General features: G+C 70.6%; 14 protein-coding genes. 4 read left to right on the forward strand and 10 right to left on the reverse strand.

What is annotated here, in order from left to right; translation table 11 throughout:
* Positions 1-2: 2 nt before the first annotated feature.
* Positions 3-821: a hypothetical protein gene (locus PFX98_RS00400; protein ID WP_285233187.1), complete on the forward strand. Its 819-nt coding sequence runs from the start codon at positions 3-5 to the stop codon at positions 819-821.
* On the opposite strand, the gene PFX98_RS00405 is transcribed toward PFX98_RS00400, so the two are convergent.
* Both PFX98_RS00405 and PFX98_RS00410 read right to left on the reverse strand, forming a co-directional pair.
* The gene (locus PFX98_RS00405; protein ID WP_285233188.1) at positions 775-2,085 is read right to left on the reverse strand and encodes an MFS transporter; all 1,311 of its coding nucleotides are present in this window, start codon (positions 2,083-2,085) and stop codon (positions 775-777) included. The genes PFX98_RS00400 and PFX98_RS00405 overlap by 47 nt on opposite strands.
* Positions 2,072-2,812 carry a MerR family transcriptional regulator gene (locus tag PFX98_RS00410; RefSeq protein WP_285233189.1) on the reverse strand — a complete coding sequence of 247 codons (741 nt, stop codon included), beginning with the start codon at positions 2,810-2,812 and terminating at the stop codon, positions 2,072-2,074. The genes PFX98_RS00405 and PFX98_RS00410 overlap by 14 nt, the downstream gene beginning before the upstream one ends.
* Before the next feature lie 155 nt (positions 2,813-2,967).
* On the opposite strand from PFX98_RS00410, the gene PFX98_RS00415 reads away from it, so the two are divergent.
* Positions 2,968-3,408, forward strand: coding sequence for a (2Fe-2S)-binding protein (locus PFX98_RS00415; RefSeq protein WP_285233190.1), 441 nt, complete (start codon positions 2,968-2,970; stop codon positions 3,406-3,408).
* 16 nt (positions 3,409-3,424) lie between these two features.
* Positions 3,425-5,659, forward strand: a complete 2,235-nt coding sequence (locus PFX98_RS00420) for a xanthine dehydrogenase family protein molybdopterin-binding subunit (protein WP_285233191.1) — start codon at positions 3,425-3,427, stop codon at positions 5,657-5,659.
* A 21-nt stretch (positions 5,660-5,680) separates the two neighbouring features.
* Here PFX98_RS00420 and PFX98_RS00425 read toward each other — a convergent pair whose 3' ends face one another.
* Together PFX98_RS00425 and PFX98_RS00430 are read right to left on the reverse strand one after the other, a co-directional pair.
* Positions 5,681-8,533 (reverse strand): WD40/YVTN/BNR-like repeat-containing protein, encoded by a 2,853-nt coding sequence (locus PFX98_RS00425; protein ID WP_285233192.1) that lies wholly within the window; start codon positions 8,531-8,533, stop codon positions 5,681-5,683.
* Positions 8,534-8,656: 123 nt separating this feature from the next.
* Positions 8,657-9,274: a hypothetical protein gene (locus PFX98_RS00430; protein ID WP_285233193.1), complete on the reverse strand. Its 618-nt coding sequence runs from the start codon at positions 9,272-9,274 to the stop codon at positions 8,657-8,659.
* 82 nt (positions 9,275-9,356) lie between these two features.
* Here PFX98_RS00430 and PFX98_RS00435 point away from each other — a divergent pair, with 82 nt between their 5' ends.
* Positions 9,357-10,154, forward strand: a complete 798-nt coding sequence (locus PFX98_RS00435; protein WP_285233194.1) for an AraC family transcriptional regulator — start codon at positions 9,357-9,359, stop codon at positions 10,152-10,154.
* On the opposite strand, the gene PFX98_RS00440 is transcribed toward PFX98_RS00435, so the two are convergent.
* The 6 genes from PFX98_RS00440 to PFX98_RS00465 are packed head-to-tail and all read right to left on the reverse strand — an operon-like array spanning position 10,151 to position 17,339.
* Positions 10,151-11,968: an MFS transporter gene (locus PFX98_RS00440; protein ID WP_285233195.1), complete on the reverse strand. Its 1,818-nt coding sequence runs from the start codon at positions 11,966-11,968 to the stop codon at positions 10,151-10,153. The two genes, PFX98_RS00435 and PFX98_RS00440, sit on opposite strands and share 4 nt — an antisense overlap.
* A gap of 41 nt (positions 11,969-12,009) precedes the next feature.
* Positions 12,010-13,113 carry an N-acetylglucosamine-6-phosphate deacetylase gene (locus PFX98_RS00445; protein WP_285233196.1) on the reverse strand — a complete coding sequence of 368 codons (1,104 nt, stop codon included), beginning with the start codon at positions 13,111-13,113 and terminating at the stop codon, positions 12,010-12,012.
* The gene (locus PFX98_RS00450) at positions 13,110-13,877 is read right to left on the reverse strand and encodes a DeoR family transcriptional regulator (protein ID WP_285233197.1); all 768 of its coding nucleotides are present in this window, start codon (positions 13,875-13,877) and stop codon (positions 13,110-13,112) included. Before PFX98_RS00450 ends, PFX98_RS00445 begins: the two co-directional genes overlap by 4 nt.
* A 38-nt stretch (positions 13,878-13,915) precedes the next feature.
* Complete coding sequence (locus PFX98_RS00455) at positions 13,916-15,202, reverse strand: D-tagatose-bisphosphate aldolase, class II, non-catalytic subunit (protein WP_285233198.1); 1,287 nt, start codon at positions 15,200-15,202, stop codon at positions 13,916-13,918.
* 12 nt (positions 15,203-15,214) lie between these two features.
* The gene (locus PFX98_RS00460) at positions 15,215-16,159 is read right to left on the reverse strand and encodes an ROK family protein (RefSeq protein ID WP_285233199.1); all 945 of its coding nucleotides are present in this window, start codon (positions 16,157-16,159) and stop codon (positions 15,215-15,217) included.
* Positions 16,146-17,339 carry an AgaS family sugar isomerase gene (locus PFX98_RS00465; protein ID WP_285233200.1) on the reverse strand — a complete coding sequence of 398 codons (1,194 nt, stop codon included), beginning with the start codon at positions 17,337-17,339 and terminating at the stop codon, positions 16,146-16,148. Before PFX98_RS00465 ends, PFX98_RS00460 begins: the two co-directional genes overlap by 14 nt.
* Positions 17,340-17,536: the final 197 nt, after the last annotated feature.

Genomic DNA, 17,536 nt, shown 5'->3' on the forward strand with positions numbered 1-17,536 from the left:
CCATGACCGAATTGAACGAACGCAGCACCATCACCCCCGCACTGCTGCTAGCGCGGCTGGAGGCCATCGCCGGCGCGCTGCGCGACAGCGGCACGGCGCTGGGCCTGCTGGGGCTGGGCTCGGTGGGGCTGGAGCGCGGCCGCCTGGATGCCTATTCGGATCTGGACTTCTTCGCCATCGTCGCGCCCGGCCACAAGGCGCGCTACATCGAGCGGCTCGACTGGCTGGCCGCGGCCCATCCGCTGGCCTGGCATTTCCAGAACACCGCGGACGGCCACAAGGCCTTGATGGCCGACGGGGTGTTCTGCGAATTCGCGGTGTTCGAAGCGCATGAGCTGGCGCAGATCCCCTACGCCAGCGGGCAATGGGTCTGGCGCAGCGAGGCGCTCGACCCGGCGCTGGCGCATCCGAGCCTGCCCATGCCCACCGCGCGCCTGCCGGACGAGCGCTGGATCGTCGGCGAGGCGCTGAGCTGCCTGTTCGTCGGCCTGCAGCGCTGGCAGCGCGGCGAGAAGCTCTCGGCCGCGCGCTTTGTGCAGGGCCACGCGCTCGACCGGCTGATCGAACTCGACGCCTTGCGCGCCGAGGACCACGCTCGCGCCGGCGCCGATGCGCCGGCCGACCCCTTCAACCGCGAGCGCCGGCTGGAGCGACGCCAGCCCGGGCTGGTGCAGGAGCTGCCCGCGCTGATGCCGGGTTATGCCGCCACGCCGGCGGCGGCCCTCGCCATGCTGGCCGCGCTGGAGCGGCGCGGCGCGCGGCTGGACCCGCACATCAGGGCGCAAGTCCTGGCGCTGGCGACGCATCGCGGATGCGCCTGATCGGCGTCAGCAGCAGGCCCAGCACCACGATCAGCAAGAGCGCCGCACCGCTGGCGCTGAACAGCAGCGCCAGGCCCAGCAGCTTGAGCGCAGCGCCGGCCGCGGCCGCGGCCAGCGGCGTGATGCCCATGAAGATGAACATGAACAGGCTCATGGCCCGGCCCAGCATGGCCGGCGGGATGCGCTGCTGCATCCAGGTGTAGACGGCCACCTGCACAAAGCCGCCCAGCGCGCCCAGCGGCACCAGCAGGGCCAGGCCCTGCCAGGTGGCGTGGACATGGCCGAAGGGCAGAAAGGCCAGGCCCGCGCAGGCGTCGATGGCCAGCACCGTGGCGCCCAGCGTGCCCAGGCGCCGGCCCTTGAGCAGGCCGGACAGCGCCATGCCCACCAGCACGCCGCCGCCATGGCCGGCCAGCAGCAGGCCCAGCGAGGCCGCGCCGCCCGGCAGCTGGGTCTGTGCCAGCACCGGCAGCGCCACCTGGATGGGGCCGCCGACGAAAAAGCCGATGGCGGCGAAATATAGGCACAGGGTGCGCAGCTCCACGTCGCGCCAGAAGAAGCGCATCGCCTCGGCGATCGCCGCCAGCACCGGCACCGGCTCGGGCCGCGCGCGCTGGCCGAGCCTGACCTGGCGCAGCGTCCAGGCCGAGACGAAGAAGCTGAAGGCATCGAAGCCGAAGGCCAGCGCCAGGCCGCGCGCATCGTTGATGTGCTGCTGCGGCGCCGGCGGCGCGCCCGGCTCCGCCAGCAGCACGATCAGCGCGCCGGCCAGCGCCGGCCCCAGCAGCACGCTCAGCTGGCGCAGCGCCATCAGCGTGCCGTTGGCGGCCTGCAGGGCCTCGGGCGGCAGGGCCTGGGGCAGGATCGAGCTGCCGGCCGGATAGCTGAAGGCGGTGGCCAGGCCGATGCCCAGCGCCAGGCCATAGACCATCCACAGCTGCAGCGTGCCGCTCCACACCAGCAGGGCCAGCAGGCCCACCAGGGCGCCGTTGATCAGCTTGGTGAGCAGCAGCACGCGCTGCGGCGAATGGCGGTCGACGATGGCCCCGCCCACCAGGATGAAGACGGCGCGCGGCACGCCCATCACCGCCAGCACCGTGCCCAGCACCAGGGCGTCGCCGCTGAGCTGCAGCACCAGCCAGGGCAAGGCGATGAGGGTGAACTGGTCGCCCAGCATGGACAGCAGGCCGCCGCCCAACAGCCAGCGGAAATTCGGGTTGGCAAACAGCCGGGCCTTGCCGGCCTGGGTCTCAGGTCTTGTCATGGTTGTTCTCCTCCCTTGGGTTCAGCGCCTGGCGCAGATAGGCGATCATTTCCGGCGTGACGCCGGTCTCGCGCTGCAGCCCCGTTTCCTGCTCGTACATGGCCTGCACCTTGGCCTTCAGCTGAGCCTGGTCGCCGACGAACTGCTGGGCCAGCGCGCGCCAGCGCAGGGCCAGGGCGCGCACACCCGGGCTGACGGCCGGCACGCCCGCCGTCATGCTGGCCTGCACCTCCTGGATCAGGCCGTGCCAGGCCAGCTCGATATCGCGCACGCGCGCCTCGCCCAGCTCGGCGCGGCGGCGCGACAGGGCCTGCAGCTCCGCCTCGCTGAAGTACTGCTCGAACAGCCGCATCAGGCTCATCACGGTGAACAGGTGTTCGCTCAAGCCCTGCTCGCTCGCATGGGCGCGCGCCGCCACCGTCTTGAGCGCCTTGAGCAGGCGCTGCTGGCGCTGCAGCTGCAGCTCCACCTCGGCGATCTGGCGCTCCAGCACCTCGCGCAGCGGCGGGTTCTCCGCCTCCATCAGCAGGGCGATCTCCTTCAGCGCCAGGCCGGAATGGCGCAGCGCCAGCACGCGGTGCAGGCGCTGCACATCGGCCTCGCTGTAGCGCCGGTAGCCGGCCTCGCTGCGCCCTGAGGGCAGCAGCAGGCCGAGCTTTTCGTAGTGATGCAGGGCGCGCACGGTGAGCCCGGCACGCTTGGCGAGTTCGCCGACGGTGTATTCCATGGCTCGCATCATCGGGCCTCACGCAAGGTGAGGGTCAAGCCCCCCGGCGCGCCCGCGCTTAACAAACCCACACAGTCTTAATGTGGGGCCCACCCTATCCTCGCGCCCAGCCCAACCCGGCCGCCCGCCGCGCGGCAGCATCCAAGGAGTACGCGATGCCCAGCTACACCCTCAACGTCAACGGCCGCGACCATCTGGTCAACGTGAGCAGCGAGTCCATGCCCCTGCTGTGGGTGCTGCGCGATGTGATCGGCCTCACCGGCACCAAGTACGGCTGCGGCATCGAGGTCTGCGGCGCCTGCACCGTGCTGATGAACGGCCAGCCCGAGAAGAGCTGCAAGCTCGATGTCTCTTCGGCCGCCGGCAAGCCCATCACCACCATCGAGGGGCTCTCGCCGGACCGCAGCCACCCGGCGCAGCAGGCCTGGATCGCCCTGCAGGTGCCGCAATGCGGCTACTGCCAGTCGGGCATGCTGATGTCGGTGGCGGGCGCGATGAAGGCCGGCCACCATGGCAGCGAGATCGCCAGCGAGGTCAAGAACGTCTGCGTCTGCGGCACCTATCAACGCATCAAGCAGGCCGTTGCGGGTCTGTGAGCCGGGAGCCCGCAGCATGATCGATTTCCCCAAGTCCGAACTCGCACTCAACCGCCGCCAGCTGCTGGGTGCCGGCAGCGCCTTCACACTCGCCTTCTTCCTGCCCGGCAAGGCGGCCGAGGCCGCCGGCGCCAGCAGCGCCGTGAACAGCTGGCTGAGCATTGGCGCCGACGACAGCATCACGCTCACCATCGGCAGCTCCGACATGGGCCAGGGCGCCAGCGCCGGCCTGGCGCAGGTGCTGTGCGAAGACCTGATGGTGGAGCCCGCGCGCATCCAGCTGAAACAGGGCGCGCCCACGCTGGCCAGCCCGGCGCCGCTCGGCACCGCCATCAACACGGTGGGCAGCGGCGTGACGCGCAACAACTACTGGCGCATGCGCGATGCCGGCGCGATCGCACGCGAGACCCTGGTGACCGCGGCGATGGCGCGCCTGGGCGATGGCAACCGCGCCAACTACCAGGTCAGCAACGGCGTGATCCTGCACAGCCCCTCGGGCCAGCGCCTCAGCTACGGGCAGCTGGCCGCCGACGCGGCCCTGCTGGTGCCGCCCAGCAGCGCACCGCTGGTGCCCGACAGCCAGTTCAAGTACATCGGCAAGCCCTGCGCCCGCCCCGACATCCCCTTGAAGGTGGATGGCAGCGCCATCTACGGCCTGGACGTGCGCGTGCCCGGCATGGTGTATGCCGTCATCAAGCATTGCCCCAGCTTCGGCGGCACGCTGGCCGCCCTGCCCGCCACCCCGGCCGGCGCGCTGGCGCTGGTGCCCACCAAGGTCTGGGCCGGCACCGGCCGCGGCGCCGAGGTGGTGGGCAATACCAATGCGCTGGCGGTGGTGGGCGTCACCACCTGGGACGCCTGGCAGGCCGCCAAGCGCCTCAGCCCGAGCTGGACGCTGCCGGCCAGCACCGCCGCGCTGAACAGCAGCCAGTTCATGGCCGACGCGCAGCGCCTGATGAGCAGCGCCACGCCCTATGTGGCCGGCGCCGCCAACCCGCCCGGCACGCTCTACACGGTGGAGCGCAGCAGCGCCGATGCCAACGCCGGGCTGGCCGGCGCGGCCAAGCTGCTGGAGGCCAGCTACAGCCTGCCCTATGTGGCCCATGCCTGCATGGAGGTGCTGAACTGCACGGTGGACTATGTGGCCGGCCAGCGCTGCGAGATCTGGGCGCCGACGCAATCGGCCAAGTCCGCCCTCGCCCTGGTCTGCGCCATCACCGGGCTGAGTGCCGACAAGGTGGTGTTCCACACCACCTATCTGGGCGGCGGCCTGGGCCGCAAGGCCGAGCTGGACTTCATCAGCCAGGCCCTGCAGGTGGCCCTGGTGCTGCAGAAACCGGTGAAGCTGATGTGGCCGCGCGAGGAGGATTTCGCCCACGACCAGTACCGCCCGATGGCGCTGGTGCGGGTGCGCGCCGGCCTGGATGCCAATGGCTACATCAGCGCCTGGAGCTACCGCAATGTCTCGCCCTCCATCCTGGGCCAGCGCGGCGTGCCGCTGGGCGCCAGCGGCGACAGCCAGGGCTACGAGGCCTCGCAGGCCCTGCCCTATGCCTTCGGCGCGCGGCTCACCGAATGGGTGAGCCACCCCTCCACCATCCCGGTGGGCTTCTGGCGCTCGGTGGGCGCCTCGATCAACACCTTCGCGGTGGAGTCGATGCTGGACGAGGTGGCGGCGGCGCTGGGCCAGGACCCCTACCAGTTCCGCCGCGCCCGCCTCAGCGACCCGCGCTGGATCGCCGTGCTGGAGGCCGCCGCCAATGCCGCCGGCTGGGGCAACGCGCCGCCGGCCGGGCGCGCCCGCGGCATCGCGGTGGGCACGGCCTTCAACACCGTGGTGGCGCAGGTGGTGGAGGTGGCCAACAACAACGGCCAGCCGCGCATCACGCGCGTGTGGGTGGCGGTGGACGCCTATCTGACGGTGAACCCGGGCTCGGTGGAGGCGCAGATCGTCGGCGGCGTGGTGCATGCGATCAACGCCACCCTGTACGGCCGCCAGACCTTTGCCAATGGCGCCGCCCAGGTGAAGAACTTCAACGCCAGCCGCATGATCCGGCTCGGCGAGATGCCCGAGGTGAAGGTGCTGATCATGCCGCCACCGGCCAATGCCGACCGCAGCCGGCCGATCGGCGGCGTGGGCGAGCTAGGCGTGCCGACCTTCGCACCGGCGCTGGCGAATGCCTGGTTCAGGCTCACCGGCGCCCGGGTGCGCAGCCTGCCCTTCAACCCGAACGCCACCATGGGCGGTTGAGGCGGCAGGCCGCGCGCCCGTTCAGGGCAGGTTCAGCAACCAGGCACCCAGGCCGTGGGTGGCCACATACATCTTGCGTGCCGCCGGGATGATGGTGAGGCCGGCCACTTCCACATTGGGCATGCCCGGCGCCGCGGCGGTCCAGCTGCTGGTGCCGGCGGCGAGGCGGTAGACGCCGAAATCGCTGGCGATGTAGAGGTCGCCATTGAGGTCGTCGCGCGCCACATCGGTGGCCGGGATGTCGCCCAGGTCGTAGCTGCGATCCACCCAGCTCACCGTGCCGGCAGTCGGGTCGTAGGTGACCTCGAACACATGGCCCGGCGTGGCCGGCGTCGAGGCGCTGAAGCCGCTGTAGGAAATCCAGGCCCGATTCGGATTGACCGGATCGATATGGATGCCGCTGACGAAGCGGTTCGGATCGTTGGGCGCGAGCGCGTCCAGGCGCGTCCAGGCGACGGCACCGGCCGGTTCGGCGTCGACGTTCTTGGAGATGAACACGCGCCCGGTGGTGGTGGCCGCCCAGGCGGTCGAGCTGTCGGAGGCGGTGCGCTCCACCGCCGCCATCGCGCCGCCGGCGCGGTCACCGCGTGCCGCCGCGACGAGGCTGGGTGCGGCGATCTGCTGCCAGTCGCCGCATTGCACCGTGAAGTCGCCGCGCCACTCGTTGCAATGGCCGCGGAACTCGGCCAGCGTCATCGTGCCCATGCCCCAGGTCTTGGTGCGCCAGACATTGGCCGCGCCGGCAAACATGGTCTTGCTGACCTTGGGGTCCGAAATGATGGGCACATAGAACTGGCCGCCGGTGCCATAGATCGGATCGCCGATCCAGTTCCAGTCGCCCATCTCGCCGCCGCTGAAGTTCACGTCCGGCGAGGCGTCATAGAAGGTGTGGAAGCGGAACTTCGGGTCGGCCACGTCGAAGCCCGACTGCCCGCCATCACCGATCATGGTGTTGATCCAGCGCACCGGGTTGCCGGTGGATTGCCAGGTGCCGTTGTCCTGCGTGCCGCCCTGCACCAGGTTGACGTTGTGCGGGCTCACCGAGAGGCTCTGGAACTGCAAGGTGGACAAGCCCTTGTTCATGCTCTCCAGCCTGGAGGGCACGCGCGACAGCAGCTGCTTGCAGCGCAGCAGGTTCGCGCCGCCCAGGCCGCGCGCATCGCACCACACCGAGACGTCGGAGAACATGCCGCTGGAGCGCACGATGCCGCCATCCGAGGCCTCGAAGAAGCGGTAGGGATTGCCCGGCTGCACCACCAGGTAATGCTGGTCAGGGTGCAGGCCGTTCGGGTTGACGGGGTCGGTGCCGTCCATGGTCATGTCGGTGAAGGACGCGCCGCCATCGGTCGACAGCACCACGCCGCGGCCATTGGAGATGCCGCCGGTCTCGCCATAGGCATAGGAGCCGCCCAGGTAGACGATGTCCGGGTAGCCCGCCGGCGAGACCACGAAGTTGTCGTACCAGCATTGGCCGCTGCAGAAGTTGTAGGAGCCATAGCCCGGATTGGCCGGGTTGTTGCTGGTCATGTCGCTGAACACCGGCGCGCCGCTGCGCGCGTCGTCACTGCGGAACAGGCGCGCATAGGGTGCGCCGACATTGCCCTCAGCCACATAGAGGCGCGTGTTGCCATTCGCCAGCCGGTTCACCGCCAGCATCGGGCGGGTGGTGTTCTGCGCGGCGTTCAGCGAGGGCTTGATCTGCACCCAGCTCGCGCCGCCATCGCTGGAGCGCCAGACGCCGCGCCCGAAGGAGGCCGCGTAGACGGTGTTGGGATCGACCGGATCGAGCTCGATCTGGCGCACGCCGCGCGGCGAGCAGGCGTTCAGGTTGTTGGCCTGCGCCACCAGATTCGCGGCCGAGCAGTCGGCCGCCGCGGCCGAGCCATTGTGCAGGTAGGTCCAGCTGGCGCCGCCATCGGTGGACTTGTAAAGCCCCCACTGCGGTGCGCCGGGCACCAGGGTCACCACGCCACCGGTGGCCACCGAGGAGGCGCCGCGGCCGGCGCGCACCGAGGCCGCGTAAATGGTCAGCGGATCGCCCGGCTTGACGGCGATCGAACCGACGGCGCGCGCGTTGAACGAGGCGGCGCCCAGGGGCCCGCTCCAGCTGTCACCGCCATCGGTGGACTTGTAGATGCCCACGCCGGCGATGCAACCGCTGCCGCAGCCGTTCGCCTCGCCGGTGCCCACCCACAAGGTGTTGCCGGTGGCATCGTTCGGGTCCAGCGTGATGGAGCCGATCGCGTTGATGCCGAAGGGGCCGCTCAGGTACTGCCAGTTCGGCTGGCCGTCCAGCGCATTCTTGGTACGCCAGATGCCGCCGCCCGCGGGTGCGGCCCAGAGCCGGCATTGGCCCTGCGTGCAGTTCGGGTCGATGGCCAGGGCCACGGTGCGGCCGGCGCCGACATAGTCGGTCGGGATGTAGCTGAAGGAAGAGCGGTAGGGCGAGCGCGGGAACAAGGCCTCCTGCGGGCCGACGCTCACAAAGGTACCGGGTTGGCCCTTGCCGACCGGGAAGTTGCGCCCCGCCACCACCTTGGCGGCACTGCGCGCCGCCTCGATGCGAGCCAGCGGGATGTCGTCCTCGGGATAGGCGCGCTGCAGGAAGCCCGCATCGCCGGCGGCGGCCGGGCCCTCGGTGGAGCTGGGCGGCAGGGCCTGCTTGAGCTTGACCAGATGTTCGCGCAGGCCGCCGGGCTTGCCGCCCTTGGGCTTGCCGAGCTTGCCGGCCTCGTCCTTGCCGGCCTGCACCGCCACCTCGAGCTTGGCGGGTTCGGCCTTGGGCTCGCTCGGCGGCTCGGCCGCCGGGGCGGCGTGACCAAGGCCGGCGAGCACCAGGGCGCTCAGGGCTGCGACTGTGTGAATGCGCTTCATCTGCATGTCTCCTTGCTGCACCGCGAACCGCGCGATGAGACGCCGCCGCCGGCAAGGTGTCAAATTGCAACTGAAGCGGAAACAGGCTTCATGCCGCGGCAAGGGCGGGTGGGCTGGCCCGCGTCAGCGCGGCGGCAAGAGTTCGGCCGGGATCGGCGCCTGCGGCGCCTCCGTCATCCACATCACGCTGGAAATCCACCAGCGCTTGCCGTCGAAATACATCTCGATGCTGTTGACGCCGCGCGAGCGCTGCAGCCCCGAGGGGCTGGCGTACTCGGTCTCGTAGGTCGAGTCGACATGGGCGATGTGGCCGTACACACGCGTGCTGCGATGGATCTCGCGCTCACGGAATCCGCGCCGCACCAGCGGCTCGGACTCGTTCACCAGCTGCTGGTGATCCCAGACCTCGACCTGGGGCGCGCCATTGGCGGCGGTGGAGGTCGCCACGAAGCGCACCCACGGGCCGTACAGCGTGCGATCGCGCCCCCATTGGCGCGGCGCCTCGGGGCGCACATTCACCACTTCGTAGAAGGCGCGCATCAGGCCGTCCACGCTGGCCACGTCGTCAGCCCGGGCGTCCACGCTCGGAACCTCCACAGCAGGCGCGGGTGTCGCGCCCTGGGCCGCCTGGGCCGCCAGCGCAAGCATGATGATGATGGGCAGGGCCAGCATCAGCGCCGCCAAGCGCCGCCCGAAGCGGCCGCAGCCGGGTCTCTTTAGAATCGTCAGGTAGGTGTTCATGCCGCGCATTCTCGGCAGCATGCCGACGCGCCGCTATCAAAAACCTGCTCGGCCGCCGCGGCCCTTCCAAGCCTTCTCCTCCATGCCTTCGCCAGCCCCATCGTCCACCACCACGCATGCCGCCAAACCCGGCGCCGTCGTGAGCGAATGGCACTGCAGCGGCCGCCGGAGTGCCTGGCAGGAGGAGCACCTGACACAGGCCATGATCGAGTTACCGCTCACCGGCATGGACATGCGCAGCATCCGCGGCCAGCAGACGGTGGTGGACGTCGGCACCGCGGTACTGCATGGTGCGGACGAATCCTTTGCCCTGGCCTCGCCCACCGCAAGGCCGCGGCGCAGCACCAGCATTGCGCTGGACGGCGAGCTGCTCGGCGCGATGGCGCCCGACTTCACGCCCGGCGTCGTGCGCACGTCGGCACGCACCGCGCTGCTGCAGCAGCGCCTGCGCCGGCAGGGCGCCGACCCGCTGGCCCGGGACGAACTGGGGCTGATGCTGGTGGACAGCGTGATGGCCGACGCGCGCCTGCAGGCAGGAGCGCGGGCAGGCATCCCCAGCCTCAGCCCGGCCTGGCGCCGCCTGGCCGATGAACTTGGCCAATGCATGGCGGTCGGCTTCGACCAGGCGCTCAGCCTGGAACAGCTGGCCCGCAGCTGCGGCACCTCACCCTTTCATGCCAGTCGCGTGTACCGGCGCGTCACCGGCCTCAGCATGCATCGCCAGCTGAACCGACTGCGCCTGCGCGAGGCCTTGTTCCGCCTGCCCGAGATGCGCGGGCGACTCACCGAACTGGCGCTGGACCTGGGTTTTTCCTCGCACAGCCATTTCAGCAGCGCCTTCAGGGCGGAATTTGGGCGCGCACCCTCGGCGCTCGGCTAGCGCCGGAACGCCGCCTCGATCTCTTCCAGCGTCTTGCCCTTGGTCTCGGGCAGCAGGAAGGCAGCGGTGAGGAAGTACACCAGGGTGCAGGCGGCCCAGAAATAGAACATCGCGGCATAGCCATGCTGGCCCACGGTGGGCAGGAACACGGCGGCGATCACGGTGGAGACGAACTGGTTGATGAGCAGCGCGATGCTCATGCCGTTGGAGCGGATGCGCGTGGGCATCAGCTCGGAGAGCGCCAGCCACACGCACACGCCCGGGCCGACGGCGAAGCTGGCCACGAAGGCAAAGATGCAGGCCGCCACCCACCAGCCATGCGTGGCGCTGGGCACCGGGCCGACGAGGGCCTGCTCGATGCGCAGCGGCGCCGTCGCGGCGGCGGCCGGGTCGGCAAAGGGGTTCAGGCGCAGGCGACGGAAGAAAGCGCCGATCACGCCATCGGCCTGCACGGTGTCGGCACGGCTGATGCGGATGGCCGGCAGGCCGGCCTCGTCGCTGCGGCGCGTCTGCACATTGGTGAAGGGGCCGTAGGCATAGGACAGGGTCAGTTGTTGCGCCCCGCCAGCTTGGGCGCCCTCGGCGCCTGGCTGCACACCCAGGCGCTGCAGCAGCGCGGCGTCGAGGCGCAGCTCCAGCGCATCGTCCTGCACCAGCGCCTGCACCGCCTCGCGGCCGTCGCGGCGCCCGCTCTCGGCGCCCTGGAACAGCAGCGCCGCGCCCAGCAGCGACAGCATGATGCCGCCGCTGCCCAGCATGAGCAGGAACTTGCGGCCCTTGCGGTCCACCAGCAGCACCGCCACCACCGTCATCAGCGCGTTCAGCAGCTTGATCGCCACGTCGGCGCTGTTCGCCACCGCACCGGGCAGGCCTGCCTGGTTGAGGATGTTGACCGCGTAGGCCAGGATGGAATTGATGCCGGTGGCCTGGGTGCAGGCCAGCACCAGGCAGGCGAGGAAGAAGGGCAGCAGGTAGCGGCGGCTCAGCAGCGGGTCCTGCGCGCTGGCACTCACACCCGTGCCGGCCACGGGCGCGGCCTCCTGCATCTCGCGCAGCTCCAGCTCGGCCTGGGCGGCATCGCGGCTGCGCAGCAGCGCGGCGCGCGCCGCGGCCACGCGGCCCTGGCGCACCAGCCAGCGCGGCGATTCGTTCAGCAGCAGGCCGCCCAGGGTGAAGATCAGGCCGGGCGTCAGGCAGGCCCAGAAGATGCTGCGCCAGGCCTGGTCCTTGGCGGCGAACACCGCCGCGGCACTGCTGCCGGCCGCAGCCACTGCCTCCACCGAGCGCGCCTGGTAGAGCCCGATCAGCGCCGCCACCACCAGGCCGATGGTGAGCAGCAGCTGGAACATCGCGGTGCCGCGGCCGCGGTTGTCGGCGCCCAGGCATTCGGCCAGGTAGAGCGGCACCACCACGCCGATCAGCCCGCCGCTGATGCCTTGCAGCAGCCGGCCCAGCAGCAGCGGCGTGTAGCCCTCGGCCAGCGCGATCACCGGGATGCTGAGCGTGAACAGCGCCCCCGCCAGCAGCATCGCGGCCTTTCGGCCGATGAGGTCCGCCAGCGCACCGGCGAACAGCGAGGACAGCACGCTGCCCAGCAGCACCGCGGCGACGATGAAGCCGAGCTGCTGGGTGCTGAGCTTCCAGGCCAGCGAGGCGGTGGACTCCAAATAGGGCAAGGCGCCGGCGATGATGCCGATGTCGATGCCGTAGAGCAGACCGCCCATGCCGGCGATGAAGAGCATGAAGCGCATCGCCCAGGCGGACTGTGGCGATGCGGCGGCGGTAAGGGCCCGCGAGGCGGTGGCGTCGGTCATCGTGTGTCTCTTGCTGCTTGTTGTCGGTCAGGAAAGCGGCGTCATGCCCGCGGGATGAGCTGGCCCTGCACATAGACCTCGAGCAGGCGCAGCTGCTCGTCCAGCACCAGCACATCGGCCCAGGCGCCGGGCGCAAGGTGGCCGCGCTCGGCCAGGCCCAGGAACTCGGCCGGGTATTGCGAGAGGCGTTGCGAGGCCTCGGCCAGCGGCAGGCCGATGGCGACGAGGTTGCGCAGCGCCTGGTCCATGGTAAGGGCGCTGCCGGCCAGCGAGCTGCCGTCCAGCAGGCGCACGCAGCCCATGCACTTCATCACCCGCTGCGGGCCCAGCTCGTACTCGCCGTCGGGCATGCCGGTGGCCGCCGTGGCGTCGGTGATGCCATAGGCCTTGGGAATGGCGCGCAGGGCGGCCCGCAGCGCGCCCGGGTGCACATGCTCGAGATCCGGGATCAGCTCGGCGAACTCGGCATGGGCCAACGCCGCACCCACCATGCCGGGCTGGTAATGGTTGAGCCCGGTCATGCCGTTGAACAGATGGGTGAAGCCGCTGGCACCGGCGGCCAGCGCGGCCACGCCATCCTCATAGCTGCCGGCGCTGTGGCCGATCTGCACGCGCATGCCCAGCGCGCAGAGCTGCGGGATCAGGGCCAGGTGTTGCCCCACCTCGGTGGCCAGGGTCAGCACCTTGATGGGGGCCAGCGCATGCAGGCGCTGCACGCCTTCCAGCGTGGCCTCCAGCACCAGCGGCGGCTGGGCGCCCAGGCGCTTGTGGTTGAGGAACGGGCCCTCCAGGTGCACGCCCAGGATCTGCGCGCCGTCCGAATCCCGCGCCGCCATGCCGGCGGCCACGCCCATCAGCGCGCGCTCGATCTGCGGCAGGTGCGCCGTCATGGTGGTGGCCAGCAGGGCCGTGGTGCCGTGGCGGGCATGCAGGCGCGCCACCTTGAGCGCGGCGCTGCCGCCGTGCATCACATCCACGCCGCCGCCGCCATGCACATGCAGGTCGATGAAGCCGGGCAGGATGATGTGACCACTTGCAGCGCTTGCGGCGCCGGCCGTGATCGAGCGTACCCGCGCATCGAAGCCGAGCTGCCCCTGCAGCCAGCCCTGCGGCGTGAGGATGCGGCCTTGGACTTGCTTCATCATTCGGCGACGATGACTTCGATGCCCAGGCGCTGCAGCCCGTCGCGGTACTCGGCGCTGATGCCGGCATCGGTGATGACGGTGTGCACGCGGTCCAGCTGCACGATGCGGTGCAGGCTGACGCGGCCGAACTTGGAGGCGTCGCTCAGCACGATGACCTTCTTGGCGCGCTCCACCATCTTGTGGTTCAGGCTGGCCTCGGCCTCGTGGTGGGTGGTGAGGCCGAACTGCAGGTCCAGCCCGTCCACGCCGAGGAAGAGCTTGTCGAAGCTGTAGGCGCCGAGGCAGGCCTCGGCCTGCGCGCCCTGGATCGAGAGCGACTCCTTGCGCAGGCGGCCGCCGGTGAGCATCAGGTCCACGCCTTCGGCATCGGCCAGCTCCCAGGCGATGTTGAGGCCGTTGGTCATCACCGTGACCTGCTTGAGCGCGCGGATGTGGCGCGCCAGCGGCACGGTGGTGGAGCCCGAGTCGATGATGATGTTGTCGCCGGGCTGCACCAGCTGCGCCGCGCAGGCGCCGATGCGCTCCTTCAGCGTGGCATTGAGGCCATCCTTCTGGCGGATGGTCTGCTCCGGTGGCGGCTGGCGCATCAGCGCAGCGCCGCCATAGCTGCGCGTCACCAGGCCCTGTGCCTCCAGGGTGGCAAGGTCGGAGCGGATCGTGACGGCCGAGACGCCCAGCAGGGGCACCAGGTCCGAGACCTGCACGCTGCCCTGCTTGACCAGCATCTGCAGGATGCGTTCGCGGCGTTCGCTGGTGTTTCTCATGGTGATGCTTGTCGTGTTTCGATGCGAAGGACGAGAGCTTAGCCGCCGCAGGCGCGTGCGTAGGCCGCCAACACCGCGCCCACCTTGTGCTCGGCCAGCGCCTGTGCACGCGGCGCCAGCCGCCCTTCGAGCACCGCCCGCGCCTGCTCGGGCAGGAACTGGCTCACCAGCGGCAGCGGCAGCTCGATGCCATCGAGATTCGCGATCAGCTGATCCACGGCCGTCTGCACCGCGGGCTCGCCCCAGTAGTAGCGGCAGCGGTCGCTGAAGGCATAGCGGCGCAGCAGGGTTTGCTGCGCCGGCGTGCCGCCATAGTGCTTCTGCCAGTGCCTGGGCTGGGCCAGCATGGCGGCCTCCAGCACCTCGATCAGGCCGGCGCGGCGCGCGGCGGGCAGCAGCTCGGCCTCGATGTGCGAGAGCGCGAACAAGGCCTCGCGCAGCGCAAACGTGGCCGCCGGGCCGACCTTGAGGATGGCGAAACCGTCGCGCACCAGGGCGGCGAGCGCGGCCTCGGTCTGGTAGTCGGTGCTGTGGGCCTCGAACACCAGGCCGGGGCGCAGCGTCTGCCGCCGCAGGAAGGCCGAGAGCTCGGCCGCGGCGGCGGGGGCGTAGTGCTGCACCTGGCTGTGGTCGAAATCCACGCCCGGCTGCACCACCATCGCGATCACGCGTTCCCAGGCCGCCTGCAGACCCTGGGCGGCAAAGGCCTGGGCATGCACTTGCAGGGTCTGGTCGGCGGCCGCCGGGGCGGTCACGGCCACGCCGCCGCCCAGCGAGGCCTCGCCGCCGGGCACCGGCACCTCGGTGCCGATCACATAGACCGGCGCGGCCAGACCAGCCTGCGCCGCGGCGGCCTCCGCCACCCGCGCCAGGCGGGCCGAGCGCTCGGCCACCAGCGCGTCCGAGAGGCGCGGCGGATCGTCCGCGCAGGCCATGCTGCAATCGAGATGGATTTTTTGAAAGCCCGCGCTCACATAGGCATGGATGAGCGTCTCGGCATGGTCCATGGCCGCGGCCGCCGGCAGGCCCTGCCAGGCATTCGGCCCCAGGTGGTCGCCACCCAGGATCAGGCGCTCGGCCGGCAGGCCCGCCGCGGCGGCCAGCCCATGCACATAGCGGGCGAATTGCGCGGGCGTCATGCCGGTGTAGCCGCCGAACTGGTCCACCTGGTTGGAGGTGGCCTCCACCAGCAGCGGCGTGCCATGCGCCAGCGCCACCTGGATGGCGGCGCGCAGCACCGTGGCGTGGCTGCAGCAGACGCTGGTGAGCCCGCGGGCGGCGCCATGCGGCCGGGCTTGCAGGAGAACAGTGAGAGGCTGGGACATGCGGGTGGGAGCTCAGCGGTGTTGTGATTGCAGCGCCAGCAGGGCCGCGCCGCGCGCGCCGCCGGCATCGCCGAAATGCGGCGGCAGGATGGGCGGCACACGCACACCCTTGAAGAGATGGCGCGCCATCGCGGCGGGCAGCTCGGTGTAGAGATGCGCCAGCTTGGACAGCCCGCCGCCCAGCACGAAGGCATGGGGGTCCAGCGCCAGCATCAGCTGCGCCAGGCCATGGGCCAGCAGGTCGAGGTGGATGTCCAGGCACAGGCGGGCACCGCCCTCGCCCGCCGCCGCACGCTGGGCGATCTGGAGCGTGTCAAGCGCCGCCCCGCCCAGTTGGCGGTAGAGCGCCTCCAGCCCCGAGCCCGAGACATAGCGCTCCAGGCAGCCCTGCAGGCCGCAGGGGCAGTCCCACAGCGGCAGGCGGTGCCGCGCCAGCAGGCTGGCGGGCAGGCTTAAGTGCCCCCACTCGCCGGCCATGCCGTTGTAGCCCGCCAGCAGCCGGCCATTCACGCAATAGCCGCCGCCCGCGCCAGTGCCAAGGATGGCGCCGAACATGCTGGGAAAGCCGTCGGCCGCGCCGCCCAGGGCCTCGGAGAGCGCGAAGCATTGGCAATCGTTGCCGATGCGCACCGGGCGCTGCAGCAGGGCCTGCAGGGCCGGGCCCACCTGGTGGCCGTTCAGCGCCGGCACGTTCGAGCTCAGCTGCACGCCGCTGGCGGCATCGATCACGCCGGGCAGGCCCAGGCCGACGCGGCAGCGCTCGCCCAGCACGCCGTCGGCCTCCTGCACCAGCGCGCTGATGGCCTGGCAGAAGGCGTCGAAATCCTGCGTGGGCGTGGCGATGCGGCGGCGGTGGCGCTCGCTCAGCACGCCGCCCTGCACCGCATAGGCCACCAGCTCGATCTTGCTACCGCCGATGTCGATGCCGCAGCAGGCTTGGGGCTCAGTGCTCGACATGGGCATGGTGGATGGTGACACCCTGCACGACGCGGTTGACCGTGCCGTCGGGAAAGGGGTTGTCGGGGGTCAGGCCCAGGCGCGCCGATTGGTGCAGCGCCAGCTGCTGCGCCATCAGCAGCCACAGCGGCGCCAGCCAGGCATCGCCCAGGCCGGCCAGCGCCGCGGCGGCCAGGGTCCAGGCCTGCCCATCGGCGGCAAGATCTGACCCCGCGGGGCCCACGCTGACGATGTGGCCGGCCACGCGCTCGCGCCTCAGCTCGTCCAGCAGATCCTGCTCGTAGCGGCGCGCCAGTGCGCCCGCGCTGTGGAACAGCACCACCAGGCTCTGCGCATTCAGCGCCGACTTGGGGCCGTGGCGAAAGCCCAGCGGCGTGTTGGCCAGGCTCAGGCTGCGGCCGCTGGTCAGCTCCAGCACCTTCAGCGCGGCCTCCTTGGCGAGCGCTTCCAGCGGGCCGCTGCCCAGGTAGACGATGCGCTCGAAGGCCTGCCCGCCCAGGTTCATCAGGCCCGGCGCCCAGTCCCGCAGGGCCAGCTCGGCCTGCGCGGCCAGCAGCTCCAGGCGCTGCAGGCGCGCCGGCCAGGCGCCCGGGTCGAACACCGTCAGCGCCGCCAGCAGCATGCTGGTGAAGCTGCTGGTCATCGCGAAGCCGCGATCGCAGCTGGCCGCGGGCATCAGCAGGTTCAGCGTGTCGGCCTGCTGCGCATTGCCGCGCACCAGCTCGCCCTCGGCATTGCAGCTGATGTTGAGGAAGCGCAGCGGCGCCGCCACGCGGCCGCGCAGCAGTTCCACGGTGGCCAGGCTTTCCGGGCTGTTGCCGCTGCGCGCGAAGGACACCAGCAGGGTGGGCCGCTCGCGCCGCAGATACAGCTCGGGATGGCTCAAGAGGCTGGTGCTGGCGATGGCGCGCACCTCGGCGGGCCAGGCGGCGTTGAGGGTGTCGGCCACGATCTCGCCCACATAGGCCGAGCTGCCGGCGCCGGTGAGTATCACCAGATGGCCGGGCTGCTGCAGCCAGTCCGCCAGGAAGGCCTCGATGCCGGCGCGCCCGGCTTGCAGGCCGGCGGCCAGTTCGCGCCAGACGGCCGGCTGCTGGGCGATCTCTTGCGCGGTAGCCAGGCCGCCGATGCCTTGCCAGGCCTCAGCGCTGCGATGCAGAAGTGCGTTGGTGTCGTTCATTGCAGGGGTCAAAGTCTGAGCCGGACGATAAGCCGAAACTTTCGAGCTGTCAAACAAAGAAAGAAATCGAAAGATAAAGAAGCGCCAAGATGCAGTTTTACGCATCAGTAAGGCCCAAATTTCCGTGGAAATTCACCTTGCCGTGCACAAAACACCACCGAATCGAAAGTATCAATCGCCCATAAATCAATCATCGA

Origin of the sequence: Paucibacter sediminis (genome assembly GCF_030254645.1) — a bacterium.
GTDB classification, from domain to species: domain Bacteria; phylum Pseudomonadota; class Gammaproteobacteria; order Burkholderiales; family Burkholderiaceae_C; genus Paucibacter_B; species Paucibacter_B sediminis.